The organism is Bradyrhizobium sp. MOS001 (assembly GCF_004634465.1).
In the GTDB taxonomy this organism is placed as follows: domain Bacteria; phylum Pseudomonadota; class Alphaproteobacteria; order Rhizobiales; family Xanthobacteraceae; genus Bradyrhizobium; species Bradyrhizobium barranii.
This window is the reverse complement of record NZ_SPVJ01000005.1, coordinates 33,413-50,813: the sequence shown is the minus strand read 5'-3', so window position 1 is coordinate 50,813 and position 17,401 is coordinate 33,413. Positions and strand designations below refer to the sequence as shown.

Here is a 17,401-nt window from a genome sequence, read left to right as displayed (position 1 = left end):
GCATCAGCAGAAGTTCGTAAGCCCGCGCGTCATTCGCGGCAACCGTGGCGACCTGCTCAGCCGGTGGGGCATTCTGAGCGCGGTCGCGACCATGACCGAGCAGCCGATCGACGTCTTCTGCTCGAGGCAGAGCCATTTGCCACCAATTCCCGCCACGTCGGTCCCCTATGGCCCGGTCTACAATCTATTTCCTCCGCTACGCGGCTGGCGATCCCTCCTGCAGGCCGATATTGCGTTGTGGACCGGCGGCCTCGATCTGCAGGACGATTCCTCGCTCGCCAAGCTCTGCCATACGTGGCTCGTCTTTTTCATCTATCGCCTGCTCGGCCTCAAGATCGTTTGCGTCTGCCAGGGCGCCGGTCCGCTCGACACACCAATCGGGCGTTTTCTTGCGCGCGCCGTGCTCAACCAAGTCGCCGTCTTCATGGCGCGCGACAAGGGCACCTTCGATCTCGTCTCTTCCCTTCGCTCGCGCGCGAAGCTTATCCGCTCCCACGACGGCATCTTCCTGCCCGGATTTGAGCCGGTTGAACATCCTACCTCGAAGGTGTTCGCCGACCTTGCGAAAGTGTCGGAAGAGCACCGCGGGCCTGTCATCGCGATCAACATGCGCCTGTGGTTCCACTTCACGGGAGGATTTCTGCCGTACCAATTCGCGAAGACATCGTTCCGCGAGCGCGCCGACGAACGGATGTCGGCCTTCGTCGATGCCTTTGTCAGGCTGATCGGCCGGCTCCGCACCGAAATGGATGCGCGCGTGGTGCTGGTTTCAATGTACGAGCCGGGCATCGAGGAATGGGAAGACGACGCGACGTGGCTGAGCCGGCTGAAAGCCAGTTTTGCCAATGACCCGGCAGTCATATTGTGCGAAGATGACCTGTCGGTCCCGGAATTCAATACCCTGACGAAGGGATTCGACCTGATCATCGGAACGCGGTTGCATTCGACCCTGACCGCGCTGAGGCAAGGCGTGAGAGCGATCCATCTTTCCTACACACTCAAGGGCAAGGACATCTTCGACAGCCTCGGGCTGGCGGAGTACGCGTTCGATCTGAACGGATTCATCGAAGCGCCAGACCAGGTCTTCGAGCTTGCGCGCGCGACTATTGACAGGGAGGATCTGCCGGCACGGATTTCCGACATCACGGAGAACGCCATAGCCGAAAACCTGCAGACGCTTTGCCTGGCGCTGGACGAGGCTTGCAGCGGAAAGCCCGTGTCACTCAACAATCCGCGTTCATCCTGATGTGCGGGATTGCCGGCTTCATCGGCGAGTGGAACGCAGCTCGCCTCGACGATCTGACGGATGCGCTCGCGCATCGCGGACCAGACGGACGCGGCGTCGACTTCCTGCCGCCGGGAAGCGCGATCGGCTTGCCTGGATCCGCGGTCGGGCTGGGACATCGCCGCCTGTCGATCATCGACGTCTCAGGCGGCGCGCAGCCGATGTGGGACGCGGACCATACGGCAGGCCTCGTCTTCAACGGCGAGATCTACAACTTCCGGCAACTTCGCAAGGAGCTCGAGGCCTGCGGCCACCGCTTCTCGACGCATTCAGACACCGAGGTCATCCTTCAGGGCTGGCGGGCCTGGGGGTCGCGCGTCGTCGAGCGTCTGGAGGGAATGTTTGCATTTGCCCTGTGGGACACGCGAACACGAAGCCTGTTCCTGGCGCGCGACCGGCACGGCATCAAGCCGCTCTACTATTCTATTCCCCGCGCGGGCCAGATCATGTTTACCTCCGAGATCCGGCCGCTGCTGCGCGCCGCGGACCGCGCGGCGGCGATCGACAGGTCTGCACTCTATGAGTATCTCCTCAGGGGCTGGTCGGCACAGGAAACGACCTTCTTTGCTGGCATTCAACAGCTTCAGCCGGGCTGCTTCATGCAGTTTGATCCCGCAAAGGGAGCCGCCTCGGCGCGCATCGAGCGGTACTGGCGCCTACAGCGACCGGGCACCGCGGTATCTCTCACATCGGCCGATGAGGTCGCCGACACGCTGCGCACACTGTTTGACAATGCGGTGTCCTCGCATCTCGTGGCGGACGTCGAGGTGGGCGTGCTGTTATCCGGTGGGCTGGATTCGTCCGCCGTGGCGGCCTCGATGGCGAGGCTGATGGACCCATCATCGATTCAGGCATTCACGATCGGATTTGGCCTTCCCGACGACGAAATTCCCTTTGCGAGGTCGGCCGCGAGCCATTGCGGGATCAGCTCGAAGGAGCGGCTCGTCGATCCCTCCGTGTTCTCATCGGGATTCACCGACTGCATCGAGAGCCTGGAAGAGCCAATCGCCCATCCGGTCATGCAGACGACCTGGCAGGCAGCAAAGTTCGTCCGGCAGAATGTGAAAGTTGCCCTGCTCGGCGAAGGATCCGACGAACTCTTCGCCGGCTATCCGCACTACCGGCTGTTCAAGCGGCCCTTCTCGCTGCTGCCGGGTCGACTGGTGCGCAAATACGCGCTTGATGTCATGTGTCTGATGCCAGGCAGCCACACGCTCGCGCGATTGATGATGCCGGGTTCCTATGAGCGGGATGCCCTCGAAACCGTCGAACGCAGGATCCAGCCCTGGTTCGGCGGCGACGATGACGCCGACGACATGCTGCGGTTCGAGGCGGAGACCGCGCTCGTCCAGAATCAGCTTATGCGCGTCGACAAGCTGACCATGGCGCATTCGGTCGAGGCGCGGGTGCCATTCCTGGACAAGACATTCGTCGAATACGCCAATGCGCTTCCCTTCGGTCTGAAGACTGAGAACGGCGTGGCGAAAGCAATTTTCCGCAAGGCCATGCAGTCCCGCTTGCCGGCGGACGTCCTTTATCGTCCCAAGTCCGGTAAGAAGGGCACGCAGGCCCTGCTTCCCATGATCAATGGACTATTGGCACGGGGCGGGCCCTTGCATCACCTGGTCGATAAAAAAACGATCGCGGCGAGAGGCTGGTTCGATCCGAAGGCGACGCGCGACTGGATCGATGGTATGAGTTCGGCCGCCGTTCGCCACCACCCGATCGAGAGCCGCCGGCGCGCCAAATTTGCGCTTGCCCTCGCCGCTATCGAGCAGTGGTGCCGCCTCTACCTCGACGTCGATCGCCGGACTTCTCCGGTTGAGACCAGACAGATTCCCGAACCTTCCAGCGTCCGCCATAGCCCAAATGTCCTCTGACTCCGCCACCACGCCCTCATTCGATCGTCTGGATCCCGCGCTGTTCAGCAAGCTGCGAGCGCAGCTCTATCCGATCTACGTCAGCTCCTTTGGCCCGATCGCTGGTTCACAACACCACCTCGATCGAATGACGGACGACAGCCTGGACGTGAAGCGTTCGATCGCCCAGTTGTCACTCTTCGAGAAGGAAAGCGGCCGTAGCCCGAGGGGTCTGAAGCTGCTTGAGGTCGGCGCGGGGCTCGGCCTCACCATCGCTACGGCCAGACTGCACTTCGGCGCCGAGGCCTACGGCCTCGAACCGGGTGGCGAAGAGTTCAGTGGCACCTACGAGCTCGGGCAGCAGCTCCTGGAAGGCTGCGGGCTCGATCCTCGGCTGCTCGTCAACGGAGTTGGAGAGCAGATCCCCTTCCCCGATCAAAGCTTCGACGCGGTCATATCGTCCAACGTGCTCGAGCACGTCGCCGATCCCGCGGCCGTGATGAAGGAGTGCTTCCGGGTGCTCCGACCCGGCGGCGTTTGCCACATGGTCATTCCGAACTTCGGTAGCTGGTGGGAAGGCCATTACGGCCTGCTGTGGCTGCCGCACAGCCCGCATTGGCTCGGCCGGCTTCGTGTGCGCCTCGCAGGGCGAAACCCGAGTTATGTCGACACACTGCAACTCATTACGCCGGGCAAGATGAAGCACTGGATCGAACCATTCAGCGAAAAGATCGAGGTCAGGGGTTGGGGTCAGGCGCTATTTGAAGACCGTGTAAGGTCGCTGAATTTCGAGGAGTACTCGACTCTCGGCCTCGCGAAAGATCTGCTACGTGTTTGCCACCGCTTGGGAGTTATCAGTTTCCTGCTTGGTCTTGCACGGATATTCCGTTGGGAGACTCCCATCGTGCTGACCTTCGTCAAGACATCATGACGCTCCGCACTGCCTTGCTTTGGCAAAGGACGAGCGCTTCGAAGGTTCGCCGGCTGGCAATGCGTGTTTGTCAGTTGCTGATATCCTTGTCACTCCTCGCGTGGCTGCTGTCAAAAGCCGACTCCCGGACTGTAGCTGCGATCGTCGGCTTTCCTCCCGCTACTCTCGCAATCGCGCTCGTCGTCTTTGCATCCAGCCAGGTCTTCGGTGCTCTTCGGCTATGGGTGTTGTTGCGCGGCCAGGAGGCGAATTTTCAGCCTCTCCACCTGATGCGCCTGACCTTCATCGGATTCTTCGCGAACAACTTCCTTCCCAGCACAGTAGGGGGCGACGTCTACAGGGCCGTGGCGCTGACGCGCGAGGGCCACGATCTGAAACTCGCAATCTTGACCCTGGTCGCCGATCGGTTCCTGAACCTGATCGTCATCGTGCTGATGACGGCAGCCGCACTGCCCTTCACCGACTTCTGGAACATGCGACCTGCCGTGACCGGAACCTCCCTCACATCGCTCGCAATCTGGATCGCGGCTGTTCTTGCCATCCTGGCCGGGCTGGGTGTCTTGGCGAGCCGCAGTCCATCATTCCGGCCGTCCGTCGTGAGACTGAGCCAGAAACTAGCAGCGGCTGCAAAACGCGCATTCCGCTTCGTCAGCATGCCGCGCGCCCTTGCGTGGGCGGTCCTATTCTCCGGCCTGAGTGCCGTCGCCTCGATTCTTGCCCAGTTCATGATCGCGGAAACGCTCGGAATGGGCGTTGACCTCATGCAGCTCACCGCCGTCGTCGGCCTCGTGACGCTGGCAGCCCTGATGCCCGTCTCCCTCAACGGCATCGGGCTTCAAGAGGCTGGCCTTGTCGCGCTATTTCAACTCGTGGACGTTGCGCAGGAGCCAGCCATCGCCTTTGCTGCTTTCAGCAGAGCCCTGATCCTTGGAACTAGCGTTATCGGCGGCATCCTGCTCATGCTCTCGAGCCAGCCCACACCCAGCCAGACTCACCGTCCGAACCCGTAATTCTCAGCGGCGAGATCCGAGCCGCGGTAGAGCCAAGCCATTTCGTAGCCGCGATAATCGAGGGTCAGGATAGGCCGTGATTTCGGTTGCGGAAGGCCCTGAACAATGCGGCTCCGGTTGAACAGATGATAATCGTGATCGCCCAAGGGCTCTTTTCCTGCGACACTTGCGGCATCGAATATCTGAAATGACCGCGGCCGCTCGGGCAACCAGCGCCCCGAATAGAAATGAAATATTCGCCCGTCTTGACAGACATTCGGCGATCTCTCGCAAAGCTCCTCGAACTTCGCCCCCAGGAGAGCGCGTTCCTCGCCCCAACCCATCCAGGACGGATTGATGCGGCCGGTCTCCACGAACTTGGCATCTGCATACTCTAGCCAGAATGGACGAAAAGCAGCATAGAGCGGACGGAAAGGAGCTGTCTCCAGGATCAGAAACAATGATGCCGTGACAGCAAACACCGAAGCGGCGGCAAGGCGCGTCCGACGCTTCACAAGATACTCTTGCACTCTGCCCATCACCACCGTGAGTGACCCTGCAAGAAGCAGAAACAAGGGAATGTTTAGATAACGGTGAGCCAACGGGACCTGTAATACCGCGCCGATCAGTGTCAGTATCAAGGCAATCGCAAACAGGAATGCTGCCGCCGGATCGTAGTCCCTCCTCCCGATGATCAGCAGCAGGTTTGCCACCAATACCAGGACGAAGACTGGGGTCGGCATTGCGACAACGAGTACTTGGAAAGCGTAGGCGACAAACGCAAATTTAGTCATCGCCGGGCTATCAAGACCGAAATGGAGCCATGCGCCGTTCATTGCAAAGGCCGGAGGCCTCAGACTTGGATGGTACGGCGCCCAATATGGCTGGAGCCAAGCTATTGAAACCACTCCTGTCACGAGCGCAACAAGCACGCACCCCGCAACCACCCGCAGAATATTCCGAAGGGCCAGTGTTCGCTGTGCCTGGCTCAGCCGTCCGCTCGCGCTCCCGATTGCGGTGGCCATTCCGACCAGGCACACAATTGCAATCAACGCCGCGCCAAAACGATTAGGAAGCTCTCCGCCTCCTCTTCCAGAGACGATCTGCATCGGAACCCATACCCACGAAGCAATCCCGTCGGTAACCCCTTTCCAGACGCTCCTCCACAAATCCCATGGCAGCGCTACTGCGTACAGGATTGTGAAGATCGCCGACACGGAAACCGAGATCAGGATCGCTACGACCATTCCGCGCACAGCGGCAACGTTAGGCCGAGCAGGCCGCCTTCGCGCAACCATCAGCGCCGACGCCGTCAAAGCTATGACGAGGATCGGAGAGCCGGAGAGTTTCTCCTGTGCGGAAAGAGTCGCCACAACGAGGGCAACAAGGCTCACGGCCAGACCGTTCTCAACTCGCTTCGAAAACGCAAGAAGGATTAGAAGCAATGATATGGTCGCCCCCAAGGAAGAGACCAGATCATAATTGAAGGTTTTGATCGTAATGTTGCTCATCGGAAACGTGAACAACGCTGCAATCGAAAAGAGCAGAACTGGAGGACTAAATGCGTCGAAACCGCTCAGCCGGGCGATCAAGAAATAGATAACCAAGAGTAGGGAAGCCCCAACCAACCAGTGACCAATCTTCAAAGCCATTCGGATCTGGTCTTCGGGAACGCCGAACGCTTGCATGAGCCGCGCCTCGTGTAGTGCAAGAGGCAACGTCGTTCGCAACGCGCCTAAAACCATCTGCCCGTGCGCACGGTCTTCCGGATCCAACAAATGATCCGTGATTGAAGTCTCGTCGATCGTCATAAACTGAGTATCGCGCTCGACGGAAGCAGCGATTGGGACCAATAGAGGCATTGCGACCACAAGCCCAATGATCAAGCTCTTCGCCCTTTGACAGAGGCAGACTACGATTACCAACCAGACGAGCAATCCGGCGCAGAGCTCGACTGCGTTAGCAGGCAGCAAGCTTGACATTGGAATGAGCGGGTTCATCTCTTGAAAGAGCTAAATTGGCCGACGCAATACGGCATTGATGGACTGGGCAAACACCTGGCCGCGATCTGCCGAGTCCAATAGTCTTGCGACCGCCGTGAGCAACCAGCTTGCCGCGCGGGCCGCATGAGGAAAACTGGAGGAATACAACAACGATGTCGTCAGCATGCTGCCCGCTTGCAGGGTCGCGTGCGCGAGGCCGCCGGCGGCCGAGAGTTCGACGATTTCGAACCCCGCGTCACGGGCGAGCTTCTCAACCCCGTAGCGGGTGAAGCGGAAATAGTCGTGCGGCTGGCCGTGAAGATAATAGAGGAACGGCACCGACAGAATCAAGACGCCGCCAGGTCTGAGCACGCGCAACAGTTCCGGAAACGCTGTCCACGGCCGCGGCATATGCTCCAGGACCGAGCAGCAGAAGATCGAGTCGAACGTATTGTCAGGGACCGGCAGGAGTCCTTGCGCATCGGAGACGAAATCGATATCCGGATGGGTAGGGAACGCGTCGGTCGCAACATAGCCGTGCGCCTTGGAGCGGATCGCCGCACGCCAAGCCAGCCTCCCGGCGCCCAGGTCCAGCGTCGTGCCCTTCACGTGGCGATGGATCATCGGCAGCAGCGCGCCGTAGGCCGTGCGATGGTCGACGGCAAGGTCCCAAAATTCATCGGAGCCGATCGTCCGATCGCAGACCTCGTTCCAACGTCGTTGCAGCCAGCCAATCATAGCCGATCATCCCATGGGGCAAGCTGGGGCAGGCGCGCGTCCAGGCCAAGCCAGATCCACAGCGCCCCCCGATCGTCGCACTTTTTTGCCACATGGTCGGCCCAGCGCTGCGTCAGGACGCGCTGATTGAGGAAGCTAGTTCGTGGCGAGGCCGGCATCGGAAGCTCTCGCAGCCACCGCGCGATCGGGGCGCCGAACCCCTTCTTCGCCCGGTGGAGGATGTCGTCGGGCAACCGGTTGCGGAGCGAGCGCTTCAATATCCACTTGCTCACGCCCTTGCGCAACTTGACGTCGATCGGCAGGCGCCGTGCAAACTCCACGACGTCGTTGTCGAGAAACGGAGCGCGGACTTCGAGCGATTCGAGCATTGAGCTGCGATCCGACTTCACCAGGATGTCGTCGGGCAGATAGAGGTTGGTGAAGAACTCCAGCGTACGGTTGGCATCATCACGCGCTTCCGATTGCTCCCACGTCGTAATCGCTTCCTCGTACAGCGTCTCCGGATCCACCTCGTCCTCGAAGAGCTCCGATATTTCCCGGCTGCTAAGGGCGCCGAGCCACGCCGCATTCCACATCGACGGCTTCAGGCTCAGGCCCCTCAGGCCGCGCCTGATCTTGAAATCGAAACTCATATTCCGCTCGGAGGGCGGCAACCGGCATGCCAAAACGGAGATCGCCTGATGGATCTTGCGCGGAACCATCCGATCGTACATGCGAGCAAGCCCGAGGATCCTGAAGGGATCGTAGCCGGCAAAGAGCTCGTCGCCTCCGTCACCCGACAGTGCAACTTTAACGTTCGCCGCCGCGTACCTGCACAGCACTGACGTCGGGACGACGGAACTGTCTCCCATGGGCTCATCGATACGCCCGAGCAAGGCGACGAGCTCCGAGCGCACAGCATCGAGATCACAGATTTTGACATGCCAATTGCATCCGATGAGCTTGGCGACCCGCTCGGCGTACCGAGACTCATCGAAGCTGGGCTCGGTGAACCCAATCGAGAAGGCGTCGATGGTCTTCGGGTCGCGTGTGTCCGCCGCGTGCGCCAGGATCGCCGACGAATCCACGCCGCCGGACAGAAAAAGGCCCAGCGGCACGTCGCTTTCGAGCCGTGCGGAGACGGACTTTCCGAGAAGATGGTCGAGCTCCTCAGCCCAATCGTCTTTCGTCCCGGCGGGCGCAGCGTCGGGCAGAATTGAGAAGCGCCAATAGGATCGCTCGACCGGTGCGAGCAGCGGAGCATGGTCGATCTGGGACACGTCGATCTCGAGCCAGCTGCCCGGCCGCAACCGCTGAACGCCGGCGAGCGGCGTCCTGGTTCCTGGGATAAAGCTGTATGCAAAGAGCTTCTGTATCGCTAGACGGTCGATGCCCGTCCCCTTCAACGAAGGATGCTTGGTCAGCGCGCCGAGCTCGGACGCAAAGACAAACTCCCCGTTCTTTACGGTCCAGAACAGGGGCTTTTCACCGAACCGATCCCGCGCGATAACCAACCGCTCGCCAGCGCGATCGAGCAGTGCGAAAGCGAACATGCCGTTGAGCCTGGGCAGCAGCCCCTCGCCCCATTCGACCCAGCCGTGAAGCAGCACTTCGGTGTCGCTGTGGGATGTCGCGAAGCGATGCCCGCGTGCCTCCAGTTCCGACCGAAGATTTCGGTGATTGTAGATCTCGCCATTGAACACGACAGTCACACGACCGTCCGGAAGAGACATCGGCTGAGCGCCGCCCCCGATGTCCAGAATGGCGAGACGCCGGTGCGCGAGGTGAATGCGCCTCTTCGCATCCGACAGAAAGCCTTCTCCGTCGGGCCCCCGATGCGCAAGCTCGCGCGCCATCGCCCTCAGGGCGGTGGGATTCTCGGCGCCGACGAAGCCCGCGATTCCGCACATGTCAGTCGCTTTCGACCTCGAAATTAATCCGATTCTTCACATCGTAAATGCGCTTGCTCTGCGACTCGAAATAGATCCGGACCATCAGCTCCGCGAGCAGCCCCATCAGGATACACATCGTGCCGGAGATCACGCACAGCGACACGAGAAGCGGCAGCGGCGTCTGGATGAAGGTGATGCCATCAAAATATTTCAGCCAAAGGGAATATAGGCCGGCGAAGAACCCAAGAGCGAAGAAGACAACGGCGGCTCCGCCGAAGACGTAGATGGGTTTCGTTTCGTATTCGGTGAGGAACTTGACCAGCAGCAGATCGAGCACGACCTTGAAGACGCGCTCCAGTCCGTATTTTGACTTGCCGGCGCGACGCGGGTGGTGCGCGACCGGAATTTCGACTACGCGCCCTCCCTGCCAGGCGGCGTAGATTGGGATGAATCTGTGCATCTCGCCATACAGCCGGAAACCGCGCAGGAGGTCGGCCTTGTACGCCTTGAGCGTGCAGCCATAGTCGTGAAGCGACAATCCCGACAGCCAGGAGATGAGCCGGTTGGCAAGCCGCGACGGCAAATTCCGCACGAGCGCGTTGTCCTGCCGGTCCCGGCGCCAGCCCGACACGACGTCGAACCCTTCGTCCATCTTGGCGAGGAGTCGCGGAATGTCGGCGGGATCGTTCTGCAGATCACCGTCCATAGGCACGATGACGTCGCCCCGCGCCGCATCAAAACCGGCCATCATGGCGGCGGTCTGGCCGCAGTTCCTGGCGAAAGTGATCACTTTGAATCGGGCATCCGACGCGGCCAAGCGCTCAAGTTGGAGCGCCGAGCCGTCGGTCGACCCGTCATTGACCAGGATGACCTCAACCTCCGGCCCGAGCGTCGATATGGTCTTCACTAGCGCCGCACGAAGCGGCTCAATGTTGCCCTCTTCGTTGAATATGGGAATGACGATCGATAGTCTCACGGCCCGACGCAGCATTTCCAGCCCCGAGGTCGGTACAACGTCGGTCATGACAGCCTTCCAGATAGATCCCCCAGGCCGGACGATAGGGCCGCCCGCACCCACCCTTTGATGTGGTACTTCGAACGCAAAGGCATCGTCAACTGGTGGTTCTGCGGTCCATTTCTCAATGCGCTCCGGGTGCCGGCCGCTTGCCTGGGCAGAGCTTTTCGGATAGCCAGATATCAATCACTGCCGATACGGACGACGATGTCAGGAACTGGTCAGAGCCTCTACCAACGCGCGCGCAAGGTAATGCCCGGCGGAACGCAGCTGCTCTCAAAGCGGCCGGAAATGTTCCTGCCGGAACAATGGCCCACCTATTTCAAATCGGCAAAGGGCGCCGAGGTCGTCGACCTCGACGGCAAGACCTATCTCGACATGAGCTATTGCGGCATCGGCGCCACCATCTTGGGCTTTGCCGATCCCGACGTCGATGCCGCGGTGAAGTCCGCGATCGACATGGGCTCGATGTCGACCTTGAACTGCGCCGAGGATGTCGAGCTTGCGGAGCTCCTGGTCGAGCTGCATCCCTGGGCCGACATGGTGCGCTTCGGCCGCGCCGGCGGCGAGGCCATGGCGATCGCGGTCCGCATCGCCCGCGCGGCGACCGGCCGCGACATGGTGGCGTTCTGCGGCTATCATGGCTGGCACGACTGGTATCTCAGCGCCAATCTCGGCGAGACCACCGCGCTCGACGGCCATCTGCTGCCAGGCCTAGATACCAAAGGCGTGCCGCGTGGCCTCGCCGGCCTGATGCATCCTTTCCACTTCAACAAGCTCGACGAGATCGAGGCTATCGTCGCCGCCCATGGCGAGCGGCTCGCCGCAATCGTGATGGAACCGGTGCGCTCCAGCGAGCCCGAGCCGGCCTTCATCAAGGGCATCCGCGCACTCGCCGACCGCTGCGGCGCGGCGCTAATCTTCGACGAGGTCACGTCAGGCTTCCGCATCAATTCCGGCGGCGCGCATCTCGCTTACGGCGTCGATCCCGATATGGCCGTGTTCGCCAAGGCCATCGCCAACGGCTTCCCGATGGCCGCGATCGTGGGCCGCGCTTCGGTGATGGACGCGGCACAGGAAACCTTCGTCAGTTCGACGGCCTGGACCGAGCGCGTCGGCCCGGTCGCAGCCCTTGCCACCTTGCGCAAGCATCGCGAGCAGAACGTCGCTCGCCACCTGATGCGGATCGGTACCCGGATCCAGAAGGGTTGGACGGAGGCATCGCAGACCACCGGCCTTCCGCTGCACGTCTCCGGCATCTCGCCGCTCGGGCATTTCGCTTTCGACCTGCCCGACGCGCAGGAGGTGCGCACGCTGTTCACGCAGATGATGCTCGACCGCGGCATTCTCGCCACAGGCTCGTTCTACGCGATGTGGTCGCACACCGACGCCCATGTCGACCGCTATCTGGAGACGGTGAACGAAGTATTCCGCGAGCTGCGCACCGCGATCGACCAGAAGGCCGTCAAACAGTTGCTGCGCGGCCCGGTTGCGCATTCCGGATTCAAGCGCCTGACCTGATCAGGTCGCCACCCCGAAGATATCATGCACGACGTTGCGCGATGTCGGAGACCGCGCGGCGTTCGGATAGATGCCGTGCAGGATGCTGTCCGCAGCAAGCGCGCCGCCGTCGATGACGATCGCACCAGTCGACACGAAACTGTTGTCGCCCACCGCGGTCTTTCCGATCACGCGGCTACCGCCATACATCACGATGCCGCGGCCGAACGATGGATAGTCATTGTCGAGGTTCGCTCCCACCGTGCAGTTGTGGTAGCAGATGAAATAGTCGGAATAGCTGGCGCGGCCGAGCACGGAGCCAACGGGATGCTGGACCGCGAACACATCGGGCAGTTCCACCTCATAAAACGCATCAATCGCGTGTAGCGCCTTGTTCAACGCGTAGGCCTTATCTGCGATGGGGTGGCCGGGCCGCTCACGAAAGGCTGAATTGGCGAGGTAATAGAGAAAGATCACATACTGGTCGGAGTGCCAGTGCGAGAACCGAGCCTCGCCATTCGCAAAGAACCCTTTCAGCCGCACCCGCGAGAAGCAATGATCGATCCGGCCGAGTGCAAGGTCGACGAATTTCGGGAGGTCGCCGACGTCGACGCCATCAGGAAACAGGTTTTCGAACTGCTTGCGTACGTAAAGGGCGAGATCGTTGCGGGCAAGCGAGAGCTGCACTGTGCTAATTCCTGCTTGAGAAGCTGGCGCGCACATCAAGGCCGCGCGAGAACAGATGGCTGCGCAGTTTGATCGGGCTGTGATCGGTGAACAGGAACATCGAGGAGATCGCGACCGCCGAGGCGCCGGCTTCCAGCGCGTCGATTGCATGCTGCAGCGAGCCGCAGCCGCCGGAAACGATCAGCGGTACACTCAACACATTTGCCGCCTTGTGGATCAGTTCGAGGTCGTAACCACTCATGGTACCGTCACGATCGATCGAGCCAAGCAACACTTCGCCGCAGTGGAGGTCCTCACAACGTTGCGCCCATTCGATCGGATCGAGCGCGACGTGCTCGCGACCGCCTTCGATGAACACACTGGCATGGCCTGGGCCGATTCTCTTGTAGTCAATCGACACCGTCATGCACTGATCACCGAAGGTGCGTGCCGCCTCCCGCAAGAACTCCGGACGCCGGACGGCCTCCGAATTCACCGACACCTTGTCGGCGCCGGCGCGGAGCAGCGTGTTGACGTCGTCGAGCGTCTTGACTCCGCCGCCGACGGTAAAGGGCATGAAGATCTCTTCCGACATCCGCTCGATAATGTCGACGACGCGGCCACGCGAAGCCGCGCTCGGCACGATGTCAAGGACGATCAGCTCGTCAACACCGTAGTCGTTGTAGACCTTCGCGGTCGTCACGGGATTTCCGGCGACGCGCTCGTTGTCGAAGAAGCGGGTGTATTTGACGAGCCTGCCATCGCGCAGCAGGAACTTTGGGATCAGGCGCTTCTTCAGCATCACGACGACTTCAGGGATTCCAGCGCAGGAAATTGCTCATCAGCTCAATCCCGGTGTCCTGGCTCTTCTCGGGATGGAACTGCGTGGCGGCGATGTTGTCCCGTGCGATGATCGCGGTCACCGGCTGGCCGTACTGAGCGAAGCCGACAACGTCGCCCCCGTCCCTGCAGCGCATGGCGAAGGAGTGCACGAAATAGAATGCAAGATTGCTCTCGCGGATATTGGCGAGGATCGGATGGTTGCGCTCCTTCGCCACCATGTTCCAACCCATATGCGGGATCTTCAGCGCAGGGTCGTTCGGCATCAGCCGCAGGACGTCGGCGTCGAACCAGCCGAGCCCGCGATGTGCCCCGCCGTCGTCGGCGTGCTCCTCGGACGTATTGGCGAGCAGTTGCATCCCCAGACACACCGCGAGGAAGGGTTTGCCGTTCTCGCGGACGTGGCGCTCCAGCATCTCGTCGATGCCGCGGGCGCGGATGTTGCTCATCGCATCACCGAACGCACCGACGCCGGGGAGGATGACGTGGGAAGCATCCGCGACCGCGTCGGCGTCGTGGGTCACGACCGGATCGAAGCCGCAATACTCGACGGCGTTCTTCACCGAGCGCACATTGTTGATGCCGTAATCGACGATCGCTACGCCAGACATCGCCTGCTCCCCCGGCGCTTCGACGCGCCGCCCGTCAACCCTCGACTATCCCTTGCCGCCGCCGATTTCGACGCCAGGATGGTTCGGCCACGGCACCTGCGTGTTGTTCCACTTGTCCATGTCGGGCATGCGGCGGCCCGGCTCGACCGTATTCGGCGAGAACTGCCACGGGCTGACCTCGTGCTTGATCGCGATGCCCAAGAACTGCTCCTCGGTGAGCTGGAGATAGTCGAGGAACAGATCAAGGCTCGGCGGCCGTTTGCCGTCGAACTCGCGCACCAGCGCTTCGCCCTGCTCGCGGGTCATGCGCTTGTTACGGATGTCGATATTGGCGAGATGGTTGGTCCGGCCCATGCCGCGCTTGATGTATTTGAGGTAGTCGCGCACGCCCTGGAAGAAGCACTCGATCTTCTCGTAGTCGTATTCCGGCGGAATGCCCTCGACCTCCTGGCCCTTCCAGCCGAGCTCGCGCTTGATGATCTCGACGTGCTTCTTGGTGTCCCACTTGATGTAGCTGCCGAGGCAGATCGAGCGGCACTTGATCCGCATCAGGTCCTTGCGCGGCGGATATACGAAGGGATAGAGGTCGCGCTTGGCGACGCGGCCGCCGAGGAATTCGTACATGTCGTCGGCGGTGATGCCGAGATTCATCGCGCGATTGAAGCGCTTCTCGTCGACCTCTTCCATCTCGTCGTAGGAATAGAACGACTGGTATTCCGCTAGGCTCTCGCCCCAGAACAGCAACGGCGTCTCGTAGCGGATCGCGATCTGCATGGTGTGCGCGTAGATGCCGGTATGACAGTGCCAGCAGAAGTCGCCACGGCGCTTCAGCGATTCCAGCATCAGCTCACGCACCACATGCCAGTTCGGCGTGAAGTTCAGCACATCGACGCCGAGCTGTTTGAACACGCTCGTGTTGTTCTCTTCGATCAGTGGACGGTAGAACCAGTGGTCGAAGCGCACCACCAACGGCTTCAGGCCGAGTTTCTTGACCACGTACCAGAGCTGGAAGACGCTATCCTTGCCGCCCGAATAGGGCACAATGCAGTCGTATAACCCCTTGTCGCGGTACTGCGCGACCAGTTCCATCATCTGCCTGTGGCGCTCCTCCCAGTTGATCTGGGTATCGCGCACCTCGATCTGAGCGCAGACGCTGCACGAACCGGCTTCGTCGAATGAAGTGGCCTCAGCCGTTTCCGGCAATAAGCATTTGCTACAGCTCAACATTTCGAAGATTCTCGCGATTGCATGATTTGCTGTCGGCTTACCACGCCGTCCACCCCCCGTCGACCGCAATGCATTGTCCTGTCACATAGGCCGACAGGTCGCTCGCGAGATAGGCCACGGCGCCCTTCATATCGTCCTCGCTGGCCATGCGTGCAAGCGGCGTCCGGGCCACATAGCGGCTCAAAAACGGCTCCGGCGTGGCCCGGAAGACGCCGCCCGGTGCCACCGCATTGACACGCACTTTTGGCGCCATGGTGGTGGCGAGCCACCGCGTCAGCTGGATCAGGCCGCCCTTGCTCGCGGCATAGGCGGCCGGATTCCCGAGCGGGGTTCCCTCATAAAGCCGCCAATCGGGCCCGGCCAGGCCGTAGATCGAGGAAATATTGATCACACTGCCATGGCCCGATTTAGCCAGGTCCTCGTTCGCGGCCTGGATCAGGACGAAGGGCGCGGTGAGATTGACCTCGATTGCCCGTCGCCAGGTCGCATCCGACTGCTGCGCGAACGGAACCGCCCAGCCCTCGAGCCCGCTGGTGCCGACGAAGGCCGCGCAATTGACGATGATATCGATGCCGCCAAAGGCCTCGCGCACCCGCCGCGGCAGATCCTTCACCGCATCGCCCTGCTCGAAATCGCAATCGAACATGGCGGTCTTGACCGAATGGTCCGCCGTCAGCTTCGAGGCGGCTTCCTTGCCGGCAGATGCTGCGATGTCGACCAGCGCGATATCAGCGCCGAGCTCGGCAAGGCCATTCGCGACCGCGCGGCCGATATGGCCGGCACCGCCGGTGACAACGGCAACCCGGCCGTCGAGCGACATCATCTCGCGGAGCGAACGTTCGGTGCTCATCCAAAGATCCTCTGGAATTCGTCGGAGGCACGCTGGAGATCGTCGAGCCGGCCGACGTCGATCCAGTATTCCCGTAACGGGAAGACGACCGACGGCTTGCCCTTGGCGATGGTGCGCTCGATCAATGTCGGCATGTCCACGGCTTCATTGGCGTCGAGATGGGCGAGCACGCCGGGATCGAGCAGATAGACGCCGGCATTGACGAAGAACTTTTGCGTCGGCTTCTCGCGGATGCCGAGCAGGCGATGATCGTCGAAATCAATCACGCCGAACGGCACGGTCACGGAATGCTCGCGCACGCAGACGGTGGAGAAGGCCTGGTGCTCGCGATGATATTTCAGCATCTGCTCGAAATTCACCGTGGTCAACAGGTCGCCGTTCATGACGAAGAACGGCTGCGCCGGCCGCTCCGGCAATAGCGACAGCGCGCCGGCCGTGCCGAGCCGGGCGTTCTCCTGGAGATAGTTGATCTCGACGCCCCAGGCCGAGCCATCGCCAAAATAGTCCTGGATCATCTCGGCCTTGTAGTTCACCGAAATGAAGAACTTGCCGAAGCCGGCCTTCACGAAGCCGCCGAGCACGGTCTCCAGAATTGGCTTGTCGCCGACGCGGATCAGTGGCTTCGGGATGTCGTCGGTAAGCGGCTTCAGCCGCGAGCCGAGGCCGCCGGCCATCAGCACCACCCAATGATCGGACTGCTGGGCGAGCGCAAGCTCGTCGATCAGCCGGACCTCGATCACCCGCCCCTCCGCATCGACAAGCGGAAGCTGGTGGATCGAATGCTTGCGCATCAGATTGAGCGCGGCCGGATTCGAGATGCCGACGGGTGCGGTGATCGGCGTGCGGTTCATCACCCGGCTGACGGAGGCGTCGAGGCCGGTGCCGCCGAGCAGCGCACGCCGCACGTCGCCGTCGGTGACGGTGCCGACGATTTGGCCGTCGCGCTCGACGATGGCGAGTTGCACCGTGCCCTGATCGATCCGCCGCAGCGTCTCGATCAGAGGTGTATCTTCATTGACGACGAACGCGCCCTTCAT

General features: G+C 61.4%; 15 protein-coding genes. 5 read left to right on the top strand and 10 right to left on the bottom strand.

What is annotated here, in order from left to right; translation table 11 throughout:
* Nucleotides 1–91: 91 nt before the first annotated feature.
* From CT676_RS09635 to CT676_RS09620, 4 genes are read left to right on the top strand one after another with little or no spacing between them, the layout of a single operon-like run.
* Nucleotides 92–1,246 carry a polysaccharide pyruvyl transferase family protein gene (locus CT676_RS09635; protein WP_167768001.1) on the top strand — a complete coding sequence of 385 codons (1,155 nt, stop codon included), beginning with the start codon at nucleotides 92–94 and terminating at the stop codon, nucleotides 1,244–1,246.
* A complete protein-coding gene (asnB, locus tag CT676_RS09630) occupies nucleotides 1,201–3,165 on the top strand; it encodes an asparagine synthase (glutamine-hydrolyzing) (RefSeq protein ID WP_135214470.1) in 1,965 nt (654 codons plus the stop codon). Before CT676_RS09635 ends, asnB (CT676_RS09630) begins: the two co-directional genes overlap by 46 nt.
* On the top strand, nucleotides 3,155–4,075 hold the full coding sequence (locus CT676_RS09625) for a class I SAM-dependent methyltransferase (RefSeq protein WP_135214469.1): 921 nt from the start codon (nucleotides 3,155–3,157) through the stop codon (nucleotides 4,073–4,075). Before asnB (CT676_RS09630) ends, CT676_RS09625 begins: the two co-directional genes overlap by 11 nt.
* Nucleotides 4,072–5,085 carry a lysylphosphatidylglycerol synthase transmembrane domain-containing protein gene (locus CT676_RS09620; protein ID WP_135214468.1) on the top strand — a complete coding sequence of 338 codons (1,014 nt, stop codon included), beginning with the start codon at nucleotides 4,072–4,074 and terminating at the stop codon, nucleotides 5,083–5,085. The genes CT676_RS09625 and CT676_RS09620 overlap by 4 nt, the downstream gene beginning before the upstream one ends.
* Here the strand turns inward: CT676_RS09620 and CT676_RS09615 are convergent.
* The 4 genes from CT676_RS09615 to CT676_RS09600 form a co-directional block, all read right to left on the bottom strand.
* The gene (locus CT676_RS09615) at nucleotides 5,067–6,875 is read right to left on the bottom strand and encodes a hypothetical protein (protein ID WP_135214467.1); all 1,809 of its coding nucleotides are present in this window, start codon (nucleotides 6,873–6,875) and stop codon (nucleotides 5,067–5,069) included. The two genes, CT676_RS09620 and CT676_RS09615, sit on opposite strands and share 19 nt — an antisense overlap.
* 201 nt (nucleotides 6,876–7,076) lie before the next feature.
* Entirely contained in the window at nucleotides 7,077–7,784 is a 708-nt protein-coding gene (locus CT676_RS09610) for a class I SAM-dependent methyltransferase (protein WP_135214466.1), read from the bottom strand.
* Nucleotides 7,781–9,673 (bottom strand): asparagine synthase (glutamine-hydrolyzing), encoded by a 1,893-nt coding sequence (gene asnB, locus CT676_RS09605; RefSeq protein WP_135214465.1) that lies wholly within the window; start codon nucleotides 9,671–9,673, stop codon nucleotides 7,781–7,783. The genes CT676_RS09610 and asnB (CT676_RS09605) overlap by 4 nt, the downstream gene beginning before the upstream one ends.
* A 1-nt stretch (nucleotide 9,674) precedes the next feature.
* Nucleotides 9,675–10,679: a glycosyltransferase family 2 protein gene (locus CT676_RS09600; protein WP_244623128.1), complete on the bottom strand. Its 1,005-nt coding sequence runs from the start codon at nucleotides 10,677–10,679 to the stop codon at nucleotides 9,675–9,677.
* 198 nt (nucleotides 10,680–10,877) lie between these two features.
* On the opposite strand from CT676_RS09600, the gene CT676_RS09595 reads away from it, so the two are divergent.
* Nucleotides 10,878–12,191 carry an aminotransferase class III-fold pyridoxal phosphate-dependent enzyme gene (locus CT676_RS09595; protein WP_135214464.1) on the top strand — a complete coding sequence of 438 codons (1,314 nt, stop codon included), beginning with the start codon at nucleotides 10,878–10,880 and terminating at the stop codon, nucleotides 12,189–12,191.
* On the opposite strand, the gene CT676_RS09590 is transcribed toward CT676_RS09595, so the two are convergent.
* From CT676_RS09590 to CT676_RS09565, 6 genes are read right to left on the bottom strand one after another with little or no spacing between them, the layout of a single operon-like run.
* A complete protein-coding gene (locus CT676_RS09590; protein WP_135214463.1) occupies nucleotides 12,192–12,857 on the bottom strand; it encodes a serine acetyltransferase in 666 nt (221 codons plus the stop codon). It lies immediately after the preceding gene.
* 4 nt (nucleotides 12,858–12,861) lie between these two features.
* A complete protein-coding gene (locus CT676_RS09585) occupies nucleotides 12,862–13,638 on the bottom strand; it encodes an imidazole glycerol phosphate synthase cyclase subunit (protein ID WP_135214462.1) in 777 nt (258 codons plus the stop codon).
* A 10-nt stretch (nucleotides 13,639–13,648) separates the two neighbouring features.
* Nucleotides 13,649–14,287: an imidazole glycerol phosphate synthase subunit HisH gene (hisH, locus tag CT676_RS09580; RefSeq protein WP_135214461.1), complete on the bottom strand. Its 639-nt coding sequence runs from the start codon at nucleotides 14,285–14,287 to the stop codon at nucleotides 13,649–13,651.
* 45 nt (nucleotides 14,288–14,332) lie between these two features.
* On the bottom strand, nucleotides 14,333–15,514 hold the full coding sequence (locus CT676_RS09575; protein WP_135214460.1) for an N-acetyl sugar amidotransferase: 1,182 nt from the start codon (nucleotides 15,512–15,514) through the stop codon (nucleotides 14,333–14,335).
* A gap of 37 nt (nucleotides 15,515–15,551) precedes the next feature.
* Complete coding sequence (locus tag CT676_RS09570) at nucleotides 15,552–16,364, bottom strand: SDR family oxidoreductase (RefSeq protein WP_135214459.1); 813 nt, start codon at nucleotides 16,362–16,364, stop codon at nucleotides 15,552–15,554.
* A complete protein-coding gene (locus tag CT676_RS09565) occupies nucleotides 16,361–17,401 on the bottom strand; it encodes a nucleotidyltransferase family protein (protein WP_135214458.1) in 1,041 nt (346 codons plus the stop codon). The genes CT676_RS09570 and CT676_RS09565 overlap by 4 nt, the downstream gene beginning before the upstream one ends.